This is a genomic window from Ruminococcus sp. CAG:57, from assembly GCF_000435935.1.
Lineage (GTDB): Bacteria > Bacillota > Clostridia > Oscillospirales > Ruminococcaceae > Hominimerdicola > Hominimerdicola aceti.
In genome coordinates, this window is sequence record NZ_FR890738.1 from 26,338 (window position 1) to 41,490 (window position 15,153).

10 protein-coding genes are annotated in these 15,153 nt (G+C 44.4%); 9 read left to right on the forward strand and 1 reads right to left on the reverse strand.

Going from position 1 to position 15,153, the window contains the following annotated elements; all coding sequences use genetic code 11:
- The first annotated feature begins 43 nt into the window (after window positions 1-43).
- Window positions 44-256 carry a hypothetical protein gene (locus QVO88_RS07145; RefSeq protein WP_022287813.1) on the forward strand — a complete coding sequence of 71 codons (213 nt, stop codon included), beginning with the start codon at window positions 44-46 and terminating at the stop codon, window positions 254-256.
- Window positions 257-358: 102 nt separating this feature from the next.
- On the opposite strand, the gene QVO88_RS07150 is transcribed toward QVO88_RS07145, so the two are convergent.
- A complete protein-coding gene (locus QVO88_RS07150; protein ID WP_022287814.1) occupies window positions 359-2,719 on the reverse strand; it encodes an ATP-dependent helicase in 2,361 nt (786 codons plus the stop codon).
- A 159-nt stretch (window positions 2,720-2,878) separates the two neighbouring features.
- On the opposite strand from QVO88_RS07150, the gene QVO88_RS07155 reads away from it, so the two are divergent.
- From QVO88_RS07155 to ftsH, 8 genes are all read left to right on the forward strand, one after another.
- Window positions 2,879-5,029 carry a sugar phosphate nucleotidyltransferase gene (locus QVO88_RS07155; protein ID WP_022287815.1) on the forward strand — a complete coding sequence of 717 codons (2,151 nt, stop codon included), beginning with the start codon at window positions 2,879-2,881 and terminating at the stop codon, window positions 5,027-5,029.
- 342 nt (window positions 5,030-5,371) lie between these two features.
- Complete coding sequence (locus tag QVO88_RS07160) at window positions 5,372-7,276, forward strand: ribonuclease J (RefSeq protein WP_022287816.1); 1,905 nt, start codon at window positions 5,372-5,374, stop codon at window positions 7,274-7,276.
- 47 nt (window positions 7,277-7,323) lie between these two features.
- The gene (locus tag QVO88_RS07165; protein ID WP_022287817.1) at window positions 7,324-9,300 is read left to right on the forward strand and encodes a DHH family phosphoesterase; all 1,977 of its coding nucleotides are present in this window, start codon (window positions 7,324-7,326) and stop codon (window positions 9,298-9,300) included.
- Window positions 9,301-9,324: 24 nt separating this feature from the next.
- Window positions 9,325-9,771 carry a 50S ribosomal protein L9 gene (gene rplI, locus QVO88_RS07170; RefSeq protein ID WP_022287818.1) on the forward strand — a complete coding sequence of 149 codons (447 nt, stop codon included), beginning with the start codon at window positions 9,325-9,327 and terminating at the stop codon, window positions 9,769-9,771.
- Between the two features lie 2 nt (window positions 9,772-9,773).
- Window positions 9,774-11,135: a replicative DNA helicase gene (gene dnaB / locus QVO88_RS07175; protein WP_022287819.1), complete on the forward strand. Its 1,362-nt coding sequence runs from the start codon at window positions 9,774-9,776 to the stop codon at window positions 11,133-11,135.
- Window positions 11,128-12,453: a tRNA lysidine(34) synthetase TilS gene (gene tilS, locus QVO88_RS07180; RefSeq protein WP_022287820.1), complete on the forward strand. Its 1,326-nt coding sequence runs from the start codon at window positions 11,128-11,130 to the stop codon at window positions 12,451-12,453. The genes dnaB and tilS overlap by 8 nt, the downstream gene beginning before the upstream one ends.
- A gap of 99 nt (window positions 12,454-12,552) precedes the next feature.
- A complete protein-coding gene (gene hpt / locus QVO88_RS07185) occupies window positions 12,553-13,077 on the forward strand; it encodes a hypoxanthine phosphoribosyltransferase (protein ID WP_022287821.1) in 525 nt (174 codons plus the stop codon).
- 38 nt (window positions 13,078-13,115) lie between these two features.
- Window positions 13,116-15,056: an ATP-dependent zinc metalloprotease FtsH gene (ftsH, locus tag QVO88_RS07190; RefSeq protein ID WP_022287822.1), complete on the forward strand. Its 1,941-nt coding sequence runs from the start codon at window positions 13,116-13,118 to the stop codon at window positions 15,054-15,056.
- The last annotated feature ends 97 nt before the right edge of the window (window positions 15,057-15,153 follow it).

Consider the following 15,153-nt stretch of genomic DNA (forward strand, 5'->3'; position numbering starts at 1 on the left):
AAATGAAAAAAGATTAACTTATCTTAAAGGAGTTGTATAAATCATGGCAAAGAAGAGCTATTTTGGTAACAGAATTTCACCGTCATGTTCTTACTGCCTTTTCGGCAACAGATCAAGAGAAGGAAATAAGGTCCTTTGTGAGAAGCAGGGTCTGGTAGACGCTGATTATAGCTGTAAGAAGTGGGTCTATGATCCTATCAAGCGTGTTCCAAAGAAACAGCTTAACATTCCAAATCAGGAAGACGATGTTATCTGATACATAAAATGTGCCGTACATTTTTTGGGTGTACGGCTTTTATATTGCAAAAAATCCGCAGAGCGTTTTGTTTCGCCCTGCGGATCTTTCTATCTTATATCTTTATATCTTTTTTATCTTCGTGTAATTTGCCATTATCTTCTTTGTACCACGATTATCGAATGCTATCTCAACAAGAGTATCGTTAGCCATAGGTTTTGAACTTAAAACAGTGCCTTCACCGAATATCTTGTGCAAAACTCTGTCGCCTGGTGCAAAAGTTTCAGTATTAACAGAAAAATTGCTCTTATCAGCCTTTCGCTGAGCCAATTGCTGTTGCAGGCTCATGCTGTGAGGCTTTTCATAGCCGTTGAGATAAGGTGAAGCCTTTGTTTCCTCGGCTTGCTTTTCTATGCAATCGGCAGGAAGCTCTTTTATAAAGCGTGATATCCTGTTTCTGTCAGTACGACCATAGAGCATACGCTCCTCTGCGTGGGTAAGATAAAGCTTTTCCTTTGCTCGTGTCACCGCAACATAGGCAAGTCTGCGTTCCTCTTCCGTGTCAGCTTCTGATTCAAGACTTCTTGATGATGGGAAGATATTGTCCTCCATGCCCACAACAAAAACTATGGGGAACTCAAGACCCTTTGCAGAGTGCATTGTCATAAGCACAACATAGTCAGCATCAGAGTCGAGATTGTCAACGTCAGTGTAAAGTGATATTTCCTCCAAAAATCCCGACAGCGACGGCTCGTCAGCATTTTCTTCATAGCTTGACATAGTGGATTTAAGCTCGTTGATGTTTTCAAGACGTGTAAGACCCTCGTCGCCCTGCATTTCAAGATGACGCTTGTAGCCTGTCATATCAAGAAGCTTGTCCAAAAGCTCCGCAAGTGGCAGAGTGTCAGAAAGCTCAGTAAGCTCTGAGAGCATATCGCCCACAGGCATAAGCTGTTTTGAACGCTTCACAAGGGGTGCAAGCATATCGGCTTCCTGCATGATGTGGATAGGTGAATCCCCAAGGTCTGAGGTTATCTGCTCAAGAGCGTTTACAGTGGCTTCGCCGATACCACGTTTCGGCTCGTTGATTATTCTTCTCAGACGGAGAAAGTCGAAATGGTTGTTTATAACAGAAAGATAAGCGAGGATATCCTTTATTTCCTTTCTGTCATAGAATTTCAGACCGCCTATTATTTTATATGGTATTCCACTTTGTATGAACGTCTGCTCCAAAGCGTTCGATTGTGCGTTCATTCGGTAGAGAATGGCATGGTCATTGTATTTTCTGCCCTTGTTTATGTCCTCTAAAATAGTGTCAGCCACGAATTTTGCTTCACTGCGTTCGCTTGAAGCCTTGTAGACTGTTACCTTTTCACCGTCACCCGAAGCTGTCCACAGATTTTTACCCTTTCTTCCCTGATTGTTGCTTATAAGCTGATTTGCGCAGTTAAGAATGTTCTGTGTTGAACGGTAATTCTGTTCAAGCTTTATAACATCAGTGTCAGCATTGCAGTCGAACTGCTCCTCGAAGTTGAGGATGTTCTCGATAGTCGCACCACGGAACTTGTAGATACTCTGGTCGTCATCACCCACAACGCACAGGTTGTTATACTTCTGTGACAGCAGCGAAACAAGTCTGAACTGAGCCTTGTTGGTGTCCTGATACTCGTCTACCATTATATATTTATACAAGTTCTGATAGTGGTCGAGGACGTCAGGAAACTGCTCAAAAAGCTTGACTGTGTGGCAGATCATGTCGTCAAAGTCCATAGCGTTTGCGGCTTTGAGCTTCTTCTGATAGTGCTTGTATACCTTGCCTATGGTCAGATTACGATAATCTCCTGCGGCTGAGGCGATGTATTCATCAGGCTCTTGGAGCAGGTCTTTAGCGTGGGATATCTCGCTGAGTATCGTTCTCGGTGGAAACATCTTCTCGGATATGCCAAGCTCTCTCAATATGCTTTTTACAGTTCTCTGAGAATCGTCAGAATCATAAATGGTGAAACTGCTTGAAAATCCAAGCTTGTCACATTCTCGCCTGAGTATCCTTGCGCAGGCGGAGTGGAAAGTCGCCGCCGTTATGCCTTGACCTGCCTCTCCCAACATTCCTGCAAGACGTTCTTTAAGCTCGCCTGCCGCCTTGTTTGTGAACGTGATAGCAAGTATGCTCCACGGCTTTATGCAGTCATATGCCACAATGTCTGCGAGGGTAGAAGCGTCATTTGTCTTGCCGTCAATGTAGTCTTTGAGAAACTGTATGTCCTGCTCAGAGGGCGTGCCGTATGTCTGCTCTGTGTTGTATGCGTTGCCGAAGTATATCATGTTTGCGATGCGGTTTACCAAAACAGTGGTCTTGCCGCTTCCTGCTCCTGCCAGTATAAGGAGAGGTCCTTTTATTTTGAACACAGCCTTGCGCTGTTGGTCGTTCATTCGTGAAAAATATTTTTCAAGTGCTTTTCTTTTAAGAGCCGTAAACTGCTCCATTATATACACCTCCGTAGAATTTCTTTTATGCCGCATCCTACATTATAGCATATTTTTTCTATCTTGAAAAGGGCGGTGGCAAATTTTTTTCACATGAATAACAGTGGGTATGTTTTCCAATAATACATTAAATCAAATATTATGAACGGAGGAACATATATGAAAGCTGTTGTTTTATGCGGAGGACGTGGAGAAAGATTGATGCCCATGACAGACAGGCGACCTGCGGCTCTTCTGAGATTATGCGGAAAAGAAATTCTGCTTTTTACTCTTGAAATGCTGGAGAAAGCAGGCTTTGAAGAAGCTGTCCTTGCGGTGGGCTATGGCTCTGAACAGGTAGAAAGGCTTCTTGATGAAAAATACTCAGGTAAGATAAAGCTCCATATGATAAACACCGCAGGCAAAAGCACTGTGCAGGCTGTTAGAACAGCAATGTGCGATGAAACAGAAATTCTTGCCGTGGAATGTAACTGTATATGCACCCACCCTCTTGATGAGATCATAAAAGTTCATTTGAGCCACGATACTTTTTGTACGGCTCTGACTTATGATACTGAAAACAAACCTGCTGGCATATATATAGTGAAAAGAGAGCTTTTTGAAAGTCTTAATCCTGAAAAGCCTATGGATATGACGGAGGATATTATACCCGAGGCTGTGAAAAGTGGCGAAGCTGTCCTGCTTGACGGAAAAGGCTATTATAAAAGGATAACCACGCCTGAGGCTTTTCTCGATTGTCAAAGGCATATGCTTTACAACGAAAATATGCCACAAAGGCTGACGGAAAATAATTTCAGCGGTGCGGCAATAGGTGAGCCTGTTTATATAGGAGAGAACGTTTCTGTCATGTCAGGGTCGGTCATAGAAAGCGGAAGCGTCATAGACAATAACGCTGTTGTAAAGGGCGGCAAGGTGAACGGATATGTTGGCATAGGCTCGGTGATATCTGAACGCTGTGATATAAACAGTGCAGTGGTATGCCGTGGGGCTGTCCTTGACAGCGGTGTGAAGTGCGGTGAATATTCCGTCATAGGCGAAAAGGCTCATATCGCAAGTGAAGCCGTCATTGAAAAAGGCGTGGGCATATGGTCTGGAAAAACTGTTGAAAAGGGCGCAAGGCTTTATGAAAACGTGAAAAGATCATCTGACAGCCGACTGGTCATAGACGAAAACGGCGAGTGCAGTTTGTGGGGCGGTGAAGCCACAGCACAAAAGGCTATGCTTTTTGGACTTTGTGCCGCAAGCGCCGCAAAAAAAGGCGGAAGTATAGTGACAGCCTATGGCTCTGACGAAAGCCTTTTGCTCAAACAAGCCCTTGACTGCGGCATATGTCAGGCTGGAGTGAACGTGTACAGTATAGGCAGAGCAGGCATTTCAGAGCTTTCTTATGCTGTGAACAGATTTGGCGGAGAGTTCGGCATACTCATAGGCGCAAACATTTCAGGTCATGCAAGGCTTATTTCGGCTGGGGGAATGTTGCCTGATGAAAAGCTTCTTGACCGCATTGGAAGCATAGCTGACGACAGAGCTTATCGCAGTGTGGGGCTTTCTCAGACGGGTTGTGTGACAGATTTTTCAGCGGTGAGGGAGATATACGTCGCAGAGCTTGAAAAAATACTCCCTGATCGATTTAAAGGCGTAAATGTGGATATCCGCACATATGATGTTAAAAAGGCGACCCTTGCCGACAGACTTTTTCACGGCAGGAACGATATAGACGGTGAGCGTATAATATTCAATCTTTCCGCAGACGGCACAAAAGTATCAGCTTACAGTGAGAAAACAAGCTATGTCATGTGGGAAAAGCTGGTGGCAATGTATGCAGGGGTGTGCTTTGAAAAGGGGCTTGCGGTGGCATTGCCTGAGAATTTCCCCTCTAATGCCGATGCTACTGCTGAAGACCACTGTGGCAGGCTTTACCGATACGAAAACAACGCTGACATAGCAAAGGACGTTGCGGTTTCGACCCATAATATGTTTGCCTATGACGGACTTTACCTTGCGTCAGCGGTGACGTCTTATCTGTCAGAGCAGGGGATAACGCTACAAAAAGCTCTCTGTGATGTGCCTGACGCATACACTTCAAGCCGATTTGTGGGCATAACAATGAGCCGTGAAAACAAGGAAAAGATATTTTCAGAGCTTGGCTGTTCGGCAGAGGGTGAGATAACAATGGGCAAGACCCACGCAGTTATCAGACCGCTGAGGGATAAAAAAGGTATAACAGTGTTTGTAGAAAGTGTGAGCTGCGAGCAGGCGGCTGCCTTTTGCGAGGATATAACAAGCAGGATAAAGGGCATATTCAGATAAATGTAATAAATTGCTATTGACATTGAGATGAAAATGGAGTACAATATAATCAGATATTTTTGTTCGGACAAAGGCGGCTCATGCCGCTGTATTTAAACTGCGTTCATCACACCATTTTGTCTTTCTTTGAGGCTTTAAGCGTTTTTGACAGCACATGATAATAAAGCCCAAACGCAGCGGTATATTGAATCTAAACGGAAAAATCGAATATTATTTGAGCATGATAAAATGCAGCAGGAAGGAGATAATTGCTCCTGCCGTATGTTTGTGCTGCTTTTTTGCGGCATTTTGTGCCTTTGAAGGCTTAAAAGCGGAGTACAGCAGGGCAAAGTACATTATTTTATGAACGAAAAGAACAACACATTAAAAAATCCTACACAAAAACGTTTTTTTAGAAAAAAACAGAATAAGAGCGAGATACCTTTGGCTCAGGCTTCAAAAGAGCTTGACCGTGTAAAAAGTCAGAGAGCTTCGGGCAGTGTGAAAAAAACGCTTCAGCCGAGAAATGAAACTCCACAGAGAAAACCGCAGAATACTCAGCAAAGACGTCCAAGACCTGCGGCGAACAGAGTGAAAGAGCCTGTAAGAAGAACGCCTGTGAAGATAATCCCTCTTGGCGGTCTTAACGAGATAGGCAAGAATTTCACTGTTATCGAGTGTTCAAACGATATGTTCGTTATCGACTGCGGATTGGCATTCCCTGACAGTGAAATGCCTGGAGTTGATATCGTTATCCCTGATTTCTCATACGTTGAGAAAAATCAGGAAAAGCTCAGGGGCGTTGTGCTTACACATGGTCATGAGGATCATATAGGCGGTCTGCCGTATTTTCTGAAAAAATTCAACGTACCTGTTTACGGCACAAGGCTTACCCTTGGTCTTGTTGAGGGCAAGCTGAAAGAGCATGGGCTTCTGGAAACTGTAAAACTCAACGTTGTAACGCCAAGACAGACAGTTAAGCTTGGCTGTATGGCGGTGGAGTTTATAAGAGTAAATCACTCTATTCCTGATGCCGTGGGAATGGCTATCCATACCCCTGCTGGTGTGCTTATCCATACCGGTGACTTCAAGGTAGACTATACACCTATCGAGGGCGGTATAATCGACCTGCCTAGATTTGCAGAGCTTGGAAACAAGGGCGTTTTGGCTCTTATGGCTGACTCTACAAACGCTGAAAGACCCGGCTATACCATGAGCGAGCGCAAGGTTGGCGAAAGCTTTGTGAAGCTTTTCAACAAGGCTGAGGGCAAGAGGATAATCATTGCCACTTTCGCTTCAAACGTTCACAGAGTTCAGCAGATAATAAATAACGCTGTCACACACGGCAGAAAGGTAGCTGTGTCGGGCAGAAGTATGGTGAATGTTATCTCAAAGGGCATCGAGCTTGGCTATCTTAAAGTGCCTGACGGTGTGCTTGTGGATATCGACACTATATCGAGATATGCACCTGAAAAAATGGTCATCGTCACAACGGGAAGTCAGGGTGAGCCTATGTCGGCGCTTACAAGAATGTCGGCAAACGAGCATAGGAACGTTACTATCACTCCTATGGACTTTATCATAATCTCGGCTAATCCTATCCCCGGCAATGAAAAGTATGTCACAAAGGTAGTAAACGACCTTATGAGATTGGGTGCAGAGGTAATATATGAGTCAATGTACGAGGTACACGTTTCAGGACACGCTTGTCAGGAAGAGCAGAAATTGTTGCTTTCTATCACAAAGCCAAAGTTCTTTATCCCTGTACACGGTGAGTATAAGCATCTTATGAAACACAGAGATACGGCACTTTCTGTGGGAATCCCTGAGAGCAATATAATCATTGCTGATATAGGCAACGTTATCGAAACAGACGGCGTTGACATGAAGATAACAGGACAAGTGCCTGCGGGCAAGGTACTTGTGGACGGTCTTGGCGTTGGCGACGTTGGCGCAATAGTTCTCCGTGACAGAAAACATCTTGCTCAGGACGGACTTATCATTGCCGTGGCAACTATCGACAGGGCTTCGGGAGATATCCTTGCAGGGCCTGACGTGGTTTCAAGAGGCTTTGTGTATGTAAGAGAGAGCGAGGAGCTTATGACCGAAGCTCAGAAGCTTCTTACCGAAACACTTCAGGATTGTCTTGACAGAAATATGAAGGATTGGAATACCATAAAGGGCAGAATGAAGGACAATCTTTCGGACTTTATCTTCACAAAGACAAAGAGAAGTCCTATGATTTTGCCGATAATAATGGAATTATGACCGCCTGTCAACAGTGCGGTTGTTTATAGAAATGCAGGAGCTTTAAAATGAAAAGTAACAACGGATTACAGATCATAATAAGAATAACAGTGTGCGTTACCATGCTTTCGTCACTTATAGGCGCTTTTATGCTGCATTCTACTCCGTCTCACAGAGAGTCGGGCAGTGTGCTTATCCTAGTGTCTGTGGCGGCGGCTGTATTGTGGGTGCTTGAAGAAGTGGTTTTCCACAATCACACTCGCAAGTATGTGGCAAAGCTTTCCACGATGATCTCAAAGACGGAGAGAGATTCTCTCCTGAATTTTCCTGCTCCTGCTATAATAATCGACAGCGAAAACGTCATCGTGTGGTATAACAGACTTTTTGGCAGACAGGTCTACTCTGAGGAAGAGGCTTACGGCATTGACCTCACTGAGCTTATGAACATTGATATGGACAAGATATATTCCTCTGACGGCGACCTTGTGTGCATAAACGCCCATTTTTATAAGGCGAAGGCTATACACACCGATGTGAACGGTGAGCTTTCAATGGTCTATTTCAATGACGTTACCGATTATGTGGAGCTTGAATATGAGTTCAGAATGTCCCACAAGGCGGTAATAATCATAACTATCGACAACTTTGACGAGCTTATGTCAAATATCAGAGAGAGTGAAAAGGCTCACGTTGTTGTTGAGATAGAAAAGCTCATAGAGGAATTTTTGGAGAATACTACTGCGGTGTCAAAGAAAGTAGCAAGCGACAAGTTCTATGTTTATATGGAGGAACGCCACCTTGCACCTATAATCGAGCAGAGATTTAAGATACTCGAGCAGGCAAGAAAAATAGCCGTTGGCGAGCGTTCTAACCTTACATTGTCCATAGGTGTGGGCAGAGATGGTGCAAACCTTGCGGAGAGCGAGAAGTTTGCAAAGCAGGCTCTCGAAATGTGCCTTGGACGTGGCGGAGATCAGGCGGCTGTCAAGGAGGACGGTGAGTTCAAGTTCTTCGGCGGCATTTCTTCTGCACCTGACAAGAACAATAAGACCCGTATCCGTATGGTGGCAAAGGCTATGCTGGAGCTTATCTGCAACCACGATAAGGTGCTTATAATGGGTCATCGATTTGGCGACCTTGACAGCGTAGGCTCTGCAACAGGCTTCTGCTGTGCTATCAGAAACATGGTAAAAGAAGCTTACGTTGTGGTAGACCCTGAGCAGAATTTGTCGAAAACGCTTATAAATTATATAAATGAAAATGAGTCGGAGCATTATTACATAACCCCTCAGGAGGGTCTTGAAAGACTTGACGATAACACGCTTCTTGTGGTAACTGATACCCATAACCCTGCACTGGTGGAGTCAAAGGAGATACTTGCAAGGGCGAAAAATGTGGTAGTTATCGACCACCACAGAAGAATGGTGAACGGAATCGAGCCGACTATCATGTCGTTCTTAGAGCCGAATGCGTCATCAGCCTGCGAGCTTGTGACCGCTCTTATCGAGTATTTCGGTGAGGATTCCAACATCACAGTCCATGCGGCGGAAGCTCTGCTTGCGGGAATAATGCTGGATACAAAGAATTTCATTATGAAAACAGGCGTAAGCACTTTTGAAGCGGCAGCATTTTTGAAGAAAAAGGGCGCTGATACCATAGCTGTCAAAAAGCTTTTTGCAAACTCTATCGAGACTTATCATCAAAAATCGTCGCTTATAAACAGTGCTCACCTTTATAAAGAGTGTGCAGTGGCTTATACAGAGGAAAGCTTCTCTGAAATAAGGATAGCGGCTTCACAGGCGGCAGACGAGCTGCTTGGTATAACAGGCGTAAAAGCTTCGTTCGTTATCTATGAAACGAACGGTGTGATAAATATCTCTGCACGAAGCATGGGTGCTTGTAATGTGCAGATCGTCATGGAGTCTTTGGGTGGCGGCGGTCATCTTACTATGGCGGCAACTCAGCTCAACTGTTCAATGAATGAGGCGAGAAAGCGCCTTGCAGACGCCATTGACGAATACTGGGAAAATAATTCGCAGGAATAAAAAAAGAAAGGCAGAGTGAATAATATGAAAGTTATTTTGTTAAAAGATGTAAAGGGTTCAGGCAAGCAGGGAGATATCATCAACGTTGCAGACGGATATGCAAGAAATTTTCTTATCGGAAAGGGTCTTGCACTTGAAGCTACAGCTAAAAACCTTAATGACCTTGCAGGCAAAAAGGCTTCCGCTCAGCACAAGATAGATGTTGAAACAGCCGACAATAAAGCTATCGCAGAGAAAATAAAGGATAAGGAAGTTCTGGTAAAGGCTAAGGCAGGTCAGGGCGGAAAGCTCTTTGGCGCAGTTACAGCAAACGTTATTTCAGATTGCCTCAAGGCTCAGTATGGCGTTGTTATCGAGAAGAAGAAGATCAATCTTACAGCCGAGATAAAGGCTTTCGGTGACTATACTGCACAGATAAAGCTTACTCATGGCGTATCATGCAGCATTAAAGTAAAGGTCGTTGAGGAGTAATCATGGCTGATAATTTCCGTGGGCTTACCACAGGAGCGACCCTTGGCAGGGAGCTGCCATTTTCTCAGGAGGCTGAGGAAGCTGTTCTGGGAGGAGTTCTTCGTGATCCTTCGGTGCTTCCGAAGGTCATTGAGATACTAAAGCCTGAAAGCTTTTATCGTCCACAGCACCAGCAGCTTTTCACCATAATAGTGAGAATGTTCACCACAGGCAGCAAAGAGGACCTTATCACGGTAATTAATGAAGCCGTCACAATGGGTGTTTTTGAAACGTCTGCAATGGCTAAGAATTATCTTCTTGGTATTATGGAAATGGTGCCGTCAACGGATAATATCGAGAGCTATTGCAAGATAATCGAGGAAAAAGCAAGGGTAAGGTCGCTTATAAATGCCGCTAATCAGATTCTTGAAAAGGCGTATGACGGCGGTGAGGATTCTCAGACGCAGCTTGACGCTGCCGAGCAGTCTATATTTGAGATAAGACAGGGCAGAGATGTTCAGGGCCTTACACGAATAAGCGACGTTATCGTTGATACATTCGAGCATTTGCAGGAGATATCAGGTCCTGACGCAGGCGAACATCTTGGCGCAAAGACAGGCTTTGGCCAGCTTGACGCAATCACAACAGGTCTTAACAGAACTGACCTTATCATTATCGCTGCACGTCCTGCGATGGGAAAATCTGCATTTGCACTTAATATTGCGGTGAATACCTGCAAGGCGACAAAGCGTGACGTTGTTATATTCTCTCTCGAAATGGGTAAGGAACAGCTCGTGTCCCGTATGCTCGCTTCAGAGGCACTTGTTAATAATACCCTGCTTAGGTCGGGCAATCTTGAGCCTTCCGATTGGGAGAAGATAGCAGGTGCGGCAGATACGCTGTCACAGCTTCCTATATATTTTGATGACGGTGCAGGCTGTACAGTGCCGCAGATGAAAGCAAAGCTCAGAAGAATGAGAAATCTTGGACTTGTGGTCATCGACTACATACAGCTCATGCAATCAGCAAATAAAAACGCCAGCCGTGTTGAGGCGGTGTCTGAGATAACACGTTCCTTGAAGCTTATGGCTAAGGAGCTTAATGTGCCTGTTATCGCACTTTCACAGCTTTCCCGTAGCTCAGAGAAGCGTGACGATAAAAGACCTATCCTTTCAGACCTGCGAGAATCAGGTTCTATCGAGCAGGACGCTGATATCATCATGTTCCTCTATCGTGACGCTTACTACAGCGATGAGGGCGACAAGTCGGTGGCTGAGTGTATCGTTGCGAAAAACCGTCACGGACAGACAGATAAGGTGCAGCTTGGCTGGATAGGCGAATATACCCTGTTCAGAGGTCTTGATTTCAGGAGAGATGATGAATAATTTTCTTGTAAAGGTAGCTTCTACCATAGAGAAATTTAATATGGCAAATAAGAGCGAACGCTTGCTTGTGTGCCTCTCAGGAGGTGCCGACAGCGTTACGCTCCTTTTGTGTTTATATGAGCTGGGCTATGATGTATGCGCTTGTCATGTCAATCACCACCTCCGTGGGGAGGAAAGCGACAGAGATCAGCATTTTTGTGAAAAACTTTGCGAGAAGCTTGGGGTCGAGCTGAAGGTGTTTCATGCCGACGTTGTGGGTTATTGCAAGGAACATTCTGTATCCACTGAGGAGGGGGCAAGAAAGCTTAGATATGACTTTTTCGACAGTATCGGTGCAGACAAGATATGCACAGCACACAGTCTTTCGGATTGCCTTGAAACTGCCATATTCAACCTCGCAAGAGGTACAGGTCTGAAAGGTATTTGCGGAATACCGCCTGTGAGGGGAAATATCATAAGACCGCTTATAAATTGTACTCGTCAGGAAATAGAGGGCTTTCTTAAAGAGAGAGGACAGGACTTTGTTACTGACTCCACAAATCTTACTGACGATTATACCAGAAATAAGATTCGCCACCTTGTTGTGCCAAGGCTTGCGGAGCTTAATAGTTCGCTTTTTGGCTCATATTCCATGACAGCTGACAGGCTTAGAACAGACAGCGACTATCTTGAAAGTCAGGGGCTTGAAGCCTTTGAGAAAGCGGTCTTGCCAAAGGGTTATGACGCATTGTGTCTAAGACAGCTCCACGAAAGTGTACGCCGACGTGCAATAATGCACATTCTTGAGAAAGAGGGGCTTACTGTGAGCCATGACAGTATCGAGGATATCGACAGGCTGATACTTGACGTGGGTAAGGCGAACGTCAAGGGCGGAGTCTTTGCGGTCTGCTCAAAAGGTGTGCTCAGCTTTGCAAAGGGCGAGATGCTTGAAAACAGCACTCTCAGGAGCGTTAAGGTAAGCAACGAGGGCGTTTATCAGTTCGGCAATAAGGAGATAGAGTTCAAAATCTATCCTTTTGACGGAAAAATCGCAAATGTTCATAAAAAGTTTGCAAATTGTTGCCTGGATTATGATAAAATAAAGGGTGAGATTGTTGTCGAAAATCGCAGAGAGGGCGAGAAGATACGCCTTGTGAACAGAGATTTTGACAGCGATGTGCGAAAGCTGGTGAACAAGTCCTTCAGACTTGAGGACAGGAGCAGTGCCGTTATCCTAAAAGATAGTCAGGGCGTTGTTTTCGTTGAAGGAAGCGGTGCGGCTGAAAGGGTGAAGATAGACTCTGAAACCGTTAAAATATTGGCTTTTACCATAAAGTGAGATGAATATCACCCTAAGCTGAAAAGTTTTTTGTGTGAACTTGTATTTTTTCACTTTTCTGTCACATTGATAATATATAATCAGAGAGGTTGTTAGTTAATGAACAATATATCGGTTCTTTATTCTGAGGAAGAGCTTGCATTGTCTGTGAAAAAGCTTGGAGCAGAGATAACTGAAGAGTATAAAGGAAAAAAGCTTCTTGTTGTGTGCGTTCTTAAGGGAGCGTTCGTGTTTACTGCTGATCTTGTAAGAAGTATCGACAACGATATGCAGATCGCTTTTATTACTGCAAAGAGTTATGTTGGCACAAGCTCAACAGGAAATGTTTCAATTTCAGGAGATCATGATTTTATGGGTCTTGACCTGAGAGAGTGGGACGTTTTATTGGTTGAGGATATTCTCGACACAGGAAGAACGCTTTGCGAGTTAAAAAAGAAGTTTGCGTCAATGGGTGCGCCAAGTGTTAAGATAGCTGTTATGCTTGATAAGCCGTCAAGACGTGTTGCAGACATAACACCTGATTTCAAATGCTATGAGATCGAGGACAGATTCGTTGTTGGCTGTGGTCTTGATTATGATGAGAGATATAGAAATCTTCCTTTTATCGGTATAGTTTCCGAATAAGGAGCCAAATATAATACAGAACAAAAGGTTGTGATCGATTGAAAAACAATAATAATGGAAAGACCCTGTTGATCTATCTGCTGGTATCGGTTGCCATAATCTGCGGATTGGTCTATATGCTAACAAGCATGAGCACAAAATCTTCCGACAAAAAATATTCGGAGATAATGGAACAGTTTGACAGCCTAAACGTGTCACAGTTTGAGCTTGACCTTGGCTCTGGACAGCTTAAGTATAAGCTCAAGGGCGAGGATAAGGTATATAGTTATACAGTTCCAAATGTTTCACTGTTTGCAAATGAAGTCCTTGGCGGTGAGGATGCTGAGAATTATCGTAAGAAATATAATACTGAAAATCCAGACGATCCTTTGCAGTATAATCTTATACCGATATCGGATAACAGCTTCTGGCTCAATCTGATACCGACGCTGCTTATGCTGGGCGTTATGATATTCTTCTTTGTGTTCATGATGAAGAATGCAGGCGGCGGAAAGATGTCATCTTTCGGAAAAACAAATGCCAAAATGGCGCCAAGCAGCAAGAAAGCTACCTTTGAAGATGTTGCGGGTGCAGACGAGGAAAAGGAAGAACTTAAGGAGATCGTTGATTTTCTTCGTGATAATAAGAAGTATACCGAGATCGGTGCGAGAATACCTAAGGGCGTTCTGCTCCTCGGCCCTCCGGGTACAGGTAAAACGCTTCTCGCAAGAGCCGTTGCAGGCGAAGCAAAAGTTCCATTCTTCTCGATCTCAGGTTCTGACTTCGTTGAGATGTTTGTGGGCGTCGGTGCTTCAAGAGTAAGAGATCTTTTTGAGCAGGCTAAGAAAAACGCTCCTGCTATCATCTTTATAGACGAGATCGACGCAGTGGGCAGACAGAGAGGCGCAGGCCTTGGCGGCGGTCATGACGAGCGTGAGCAGACCCTTAACCAGCTTCTTGTTGAAATGGACGGCTTTGAGGATAACGATTCTGTTATTGTTATGGCTGCAACAAACAGACGTGATATACTTGACCCTGCACTTCTTCGTCCGGGCAGATTTGACCGACAGATACTTGTGGGCTATCCTGACGTTAAGGGCAGAGAAGCTATACTGAAAGTTCACACAAGAAACAAGCCGCTCGCTCCTGATGTTGACCTTGAAACTATTGCAAAATCAACTGTGGGCTTTACAGGTGCAGACCTTGAAAACCTTGTGAACGAGGCTTCGCTCCTTGCGGCAAGAAAGAATAAAAAGGCTATCACCAAAGATGAGCTTGAGGAAGCTTCTATCAAGGTTGTGGCAGGTCCTGAGAAAAAGTCTAAGGTCATCACAGAGGACGAAAAGAAGCTTACCGCTTATCACGAGGGCGGTCATGCACTCTGCACATACTACAGCAAATCACAAGATAAAGTTCATCAGGTATCTATCATACCTAGAGGTCAGGCTGGCGGTTTCACAATGAGCCTGCCTGTCAAGGATAAATCTTATGTTAGCAAGAACGAGATGTACGAAAATATCGTGGTTCTTCTTGGCGGACGTGTTGCTGAAAAGCTGATCCTTGACGACATCTCAACAGGCGCTTCAAATGACCTTGAGAGAGCTACTTCCACAGCTAGAAACATGGTAACACGCTACGGCTTCAGTGACAATCTTGGTCCAGTTGTATACGGTCAGGGCGATCATGAAGTATTTCTTGGCAGGGATTACACTAATACGCCAAGCTATTCCGATAACGTTGCGGCTGAGATCGATAATGAGATAAGAACTCTTATTGAAAGTGCATTTACTGACGCTGAAAAGATACTCAACGAGCATATGGATAAGCTTCATGTTGTGGCTAAGTATCTTATGAAATATGAAAAGGTTGACGGTGCAACATTTGAGAAGCTTATGAATGGCGAGCTTACAGAGAGCGAGTTCATGGGCGAACCTGATAAAACACCAGAAATCCAGGATACTCCTGAGATAGTTGATGATATTTCAGTTGACGATAATTGATATGAAAGATCAGACGTGTAAAAGCGTCTGATTTTTTTGTGATGTCTGCTTGATTTTGCAGTAAGGATAGTGTATAATAAGGGTAACTGTAAAATGC

Coding starts and splice junctions, on each gene's coding strand:
- QVO88_RS07150 (WP_022287814.1), bottom strand. CDS start 2,719: ATGGAGCAGTTTACGGCTCTTAAAAGAAAAGCACTTGAAAAATATTTT.
- rplI (WP_022287818.1), top strand. CDS start 9,325: ATGAAAGTTATTTTGTTAAAAGATGTAAAGGGTTCAGGCAAGCAGGGA.
- QVO88_RS07165 (WP_022287817.1), top strand. CDS start 7,324: ATGAAAAGTAACAACGGATTACAGATCATAATAAGAATAACAGTGTGC.
- hpt (WP_022287821.1), top strand. CDS start 12,553: ATGAACAATATATCGGTTCTTTATTCTGAGGAAGAGCTTGCATTGTCT.
- dnaB (WP_022287819.1), top strand. CDS start 9,774: ATGGCTGATAATTTCCGTGGGCTTACCACAGGAGCGACCCTTGGCAGG.
- QVO88_RS07155 (WP_022287815.1), top strand. CDS start 2,879: ATGAAAGCTGTTGTTTTATGCGGAGGACGTGGAGAAAGATTGATGCCC.
- QVO88_RS07160 (WP_022287816.1), top strand. CDS start 5,372: ATGAACGAAAAGAACAACACATTAAAAAATCCTACACAAAAACGTTTT.
- QVO88_RS07145 (WP_022287813.1), top strand. CDS start 44: ATGGCAAAGAAGAGCTATTTTGGTAACAGAATTTCACCGTCATGTTCT.
- tilS (WP_022287820.1), top strand. CDS start 11,128: ATGAATAATTTTCTTGTAAAGGTAGCTTCTACCATAGAGAAATTTAAT.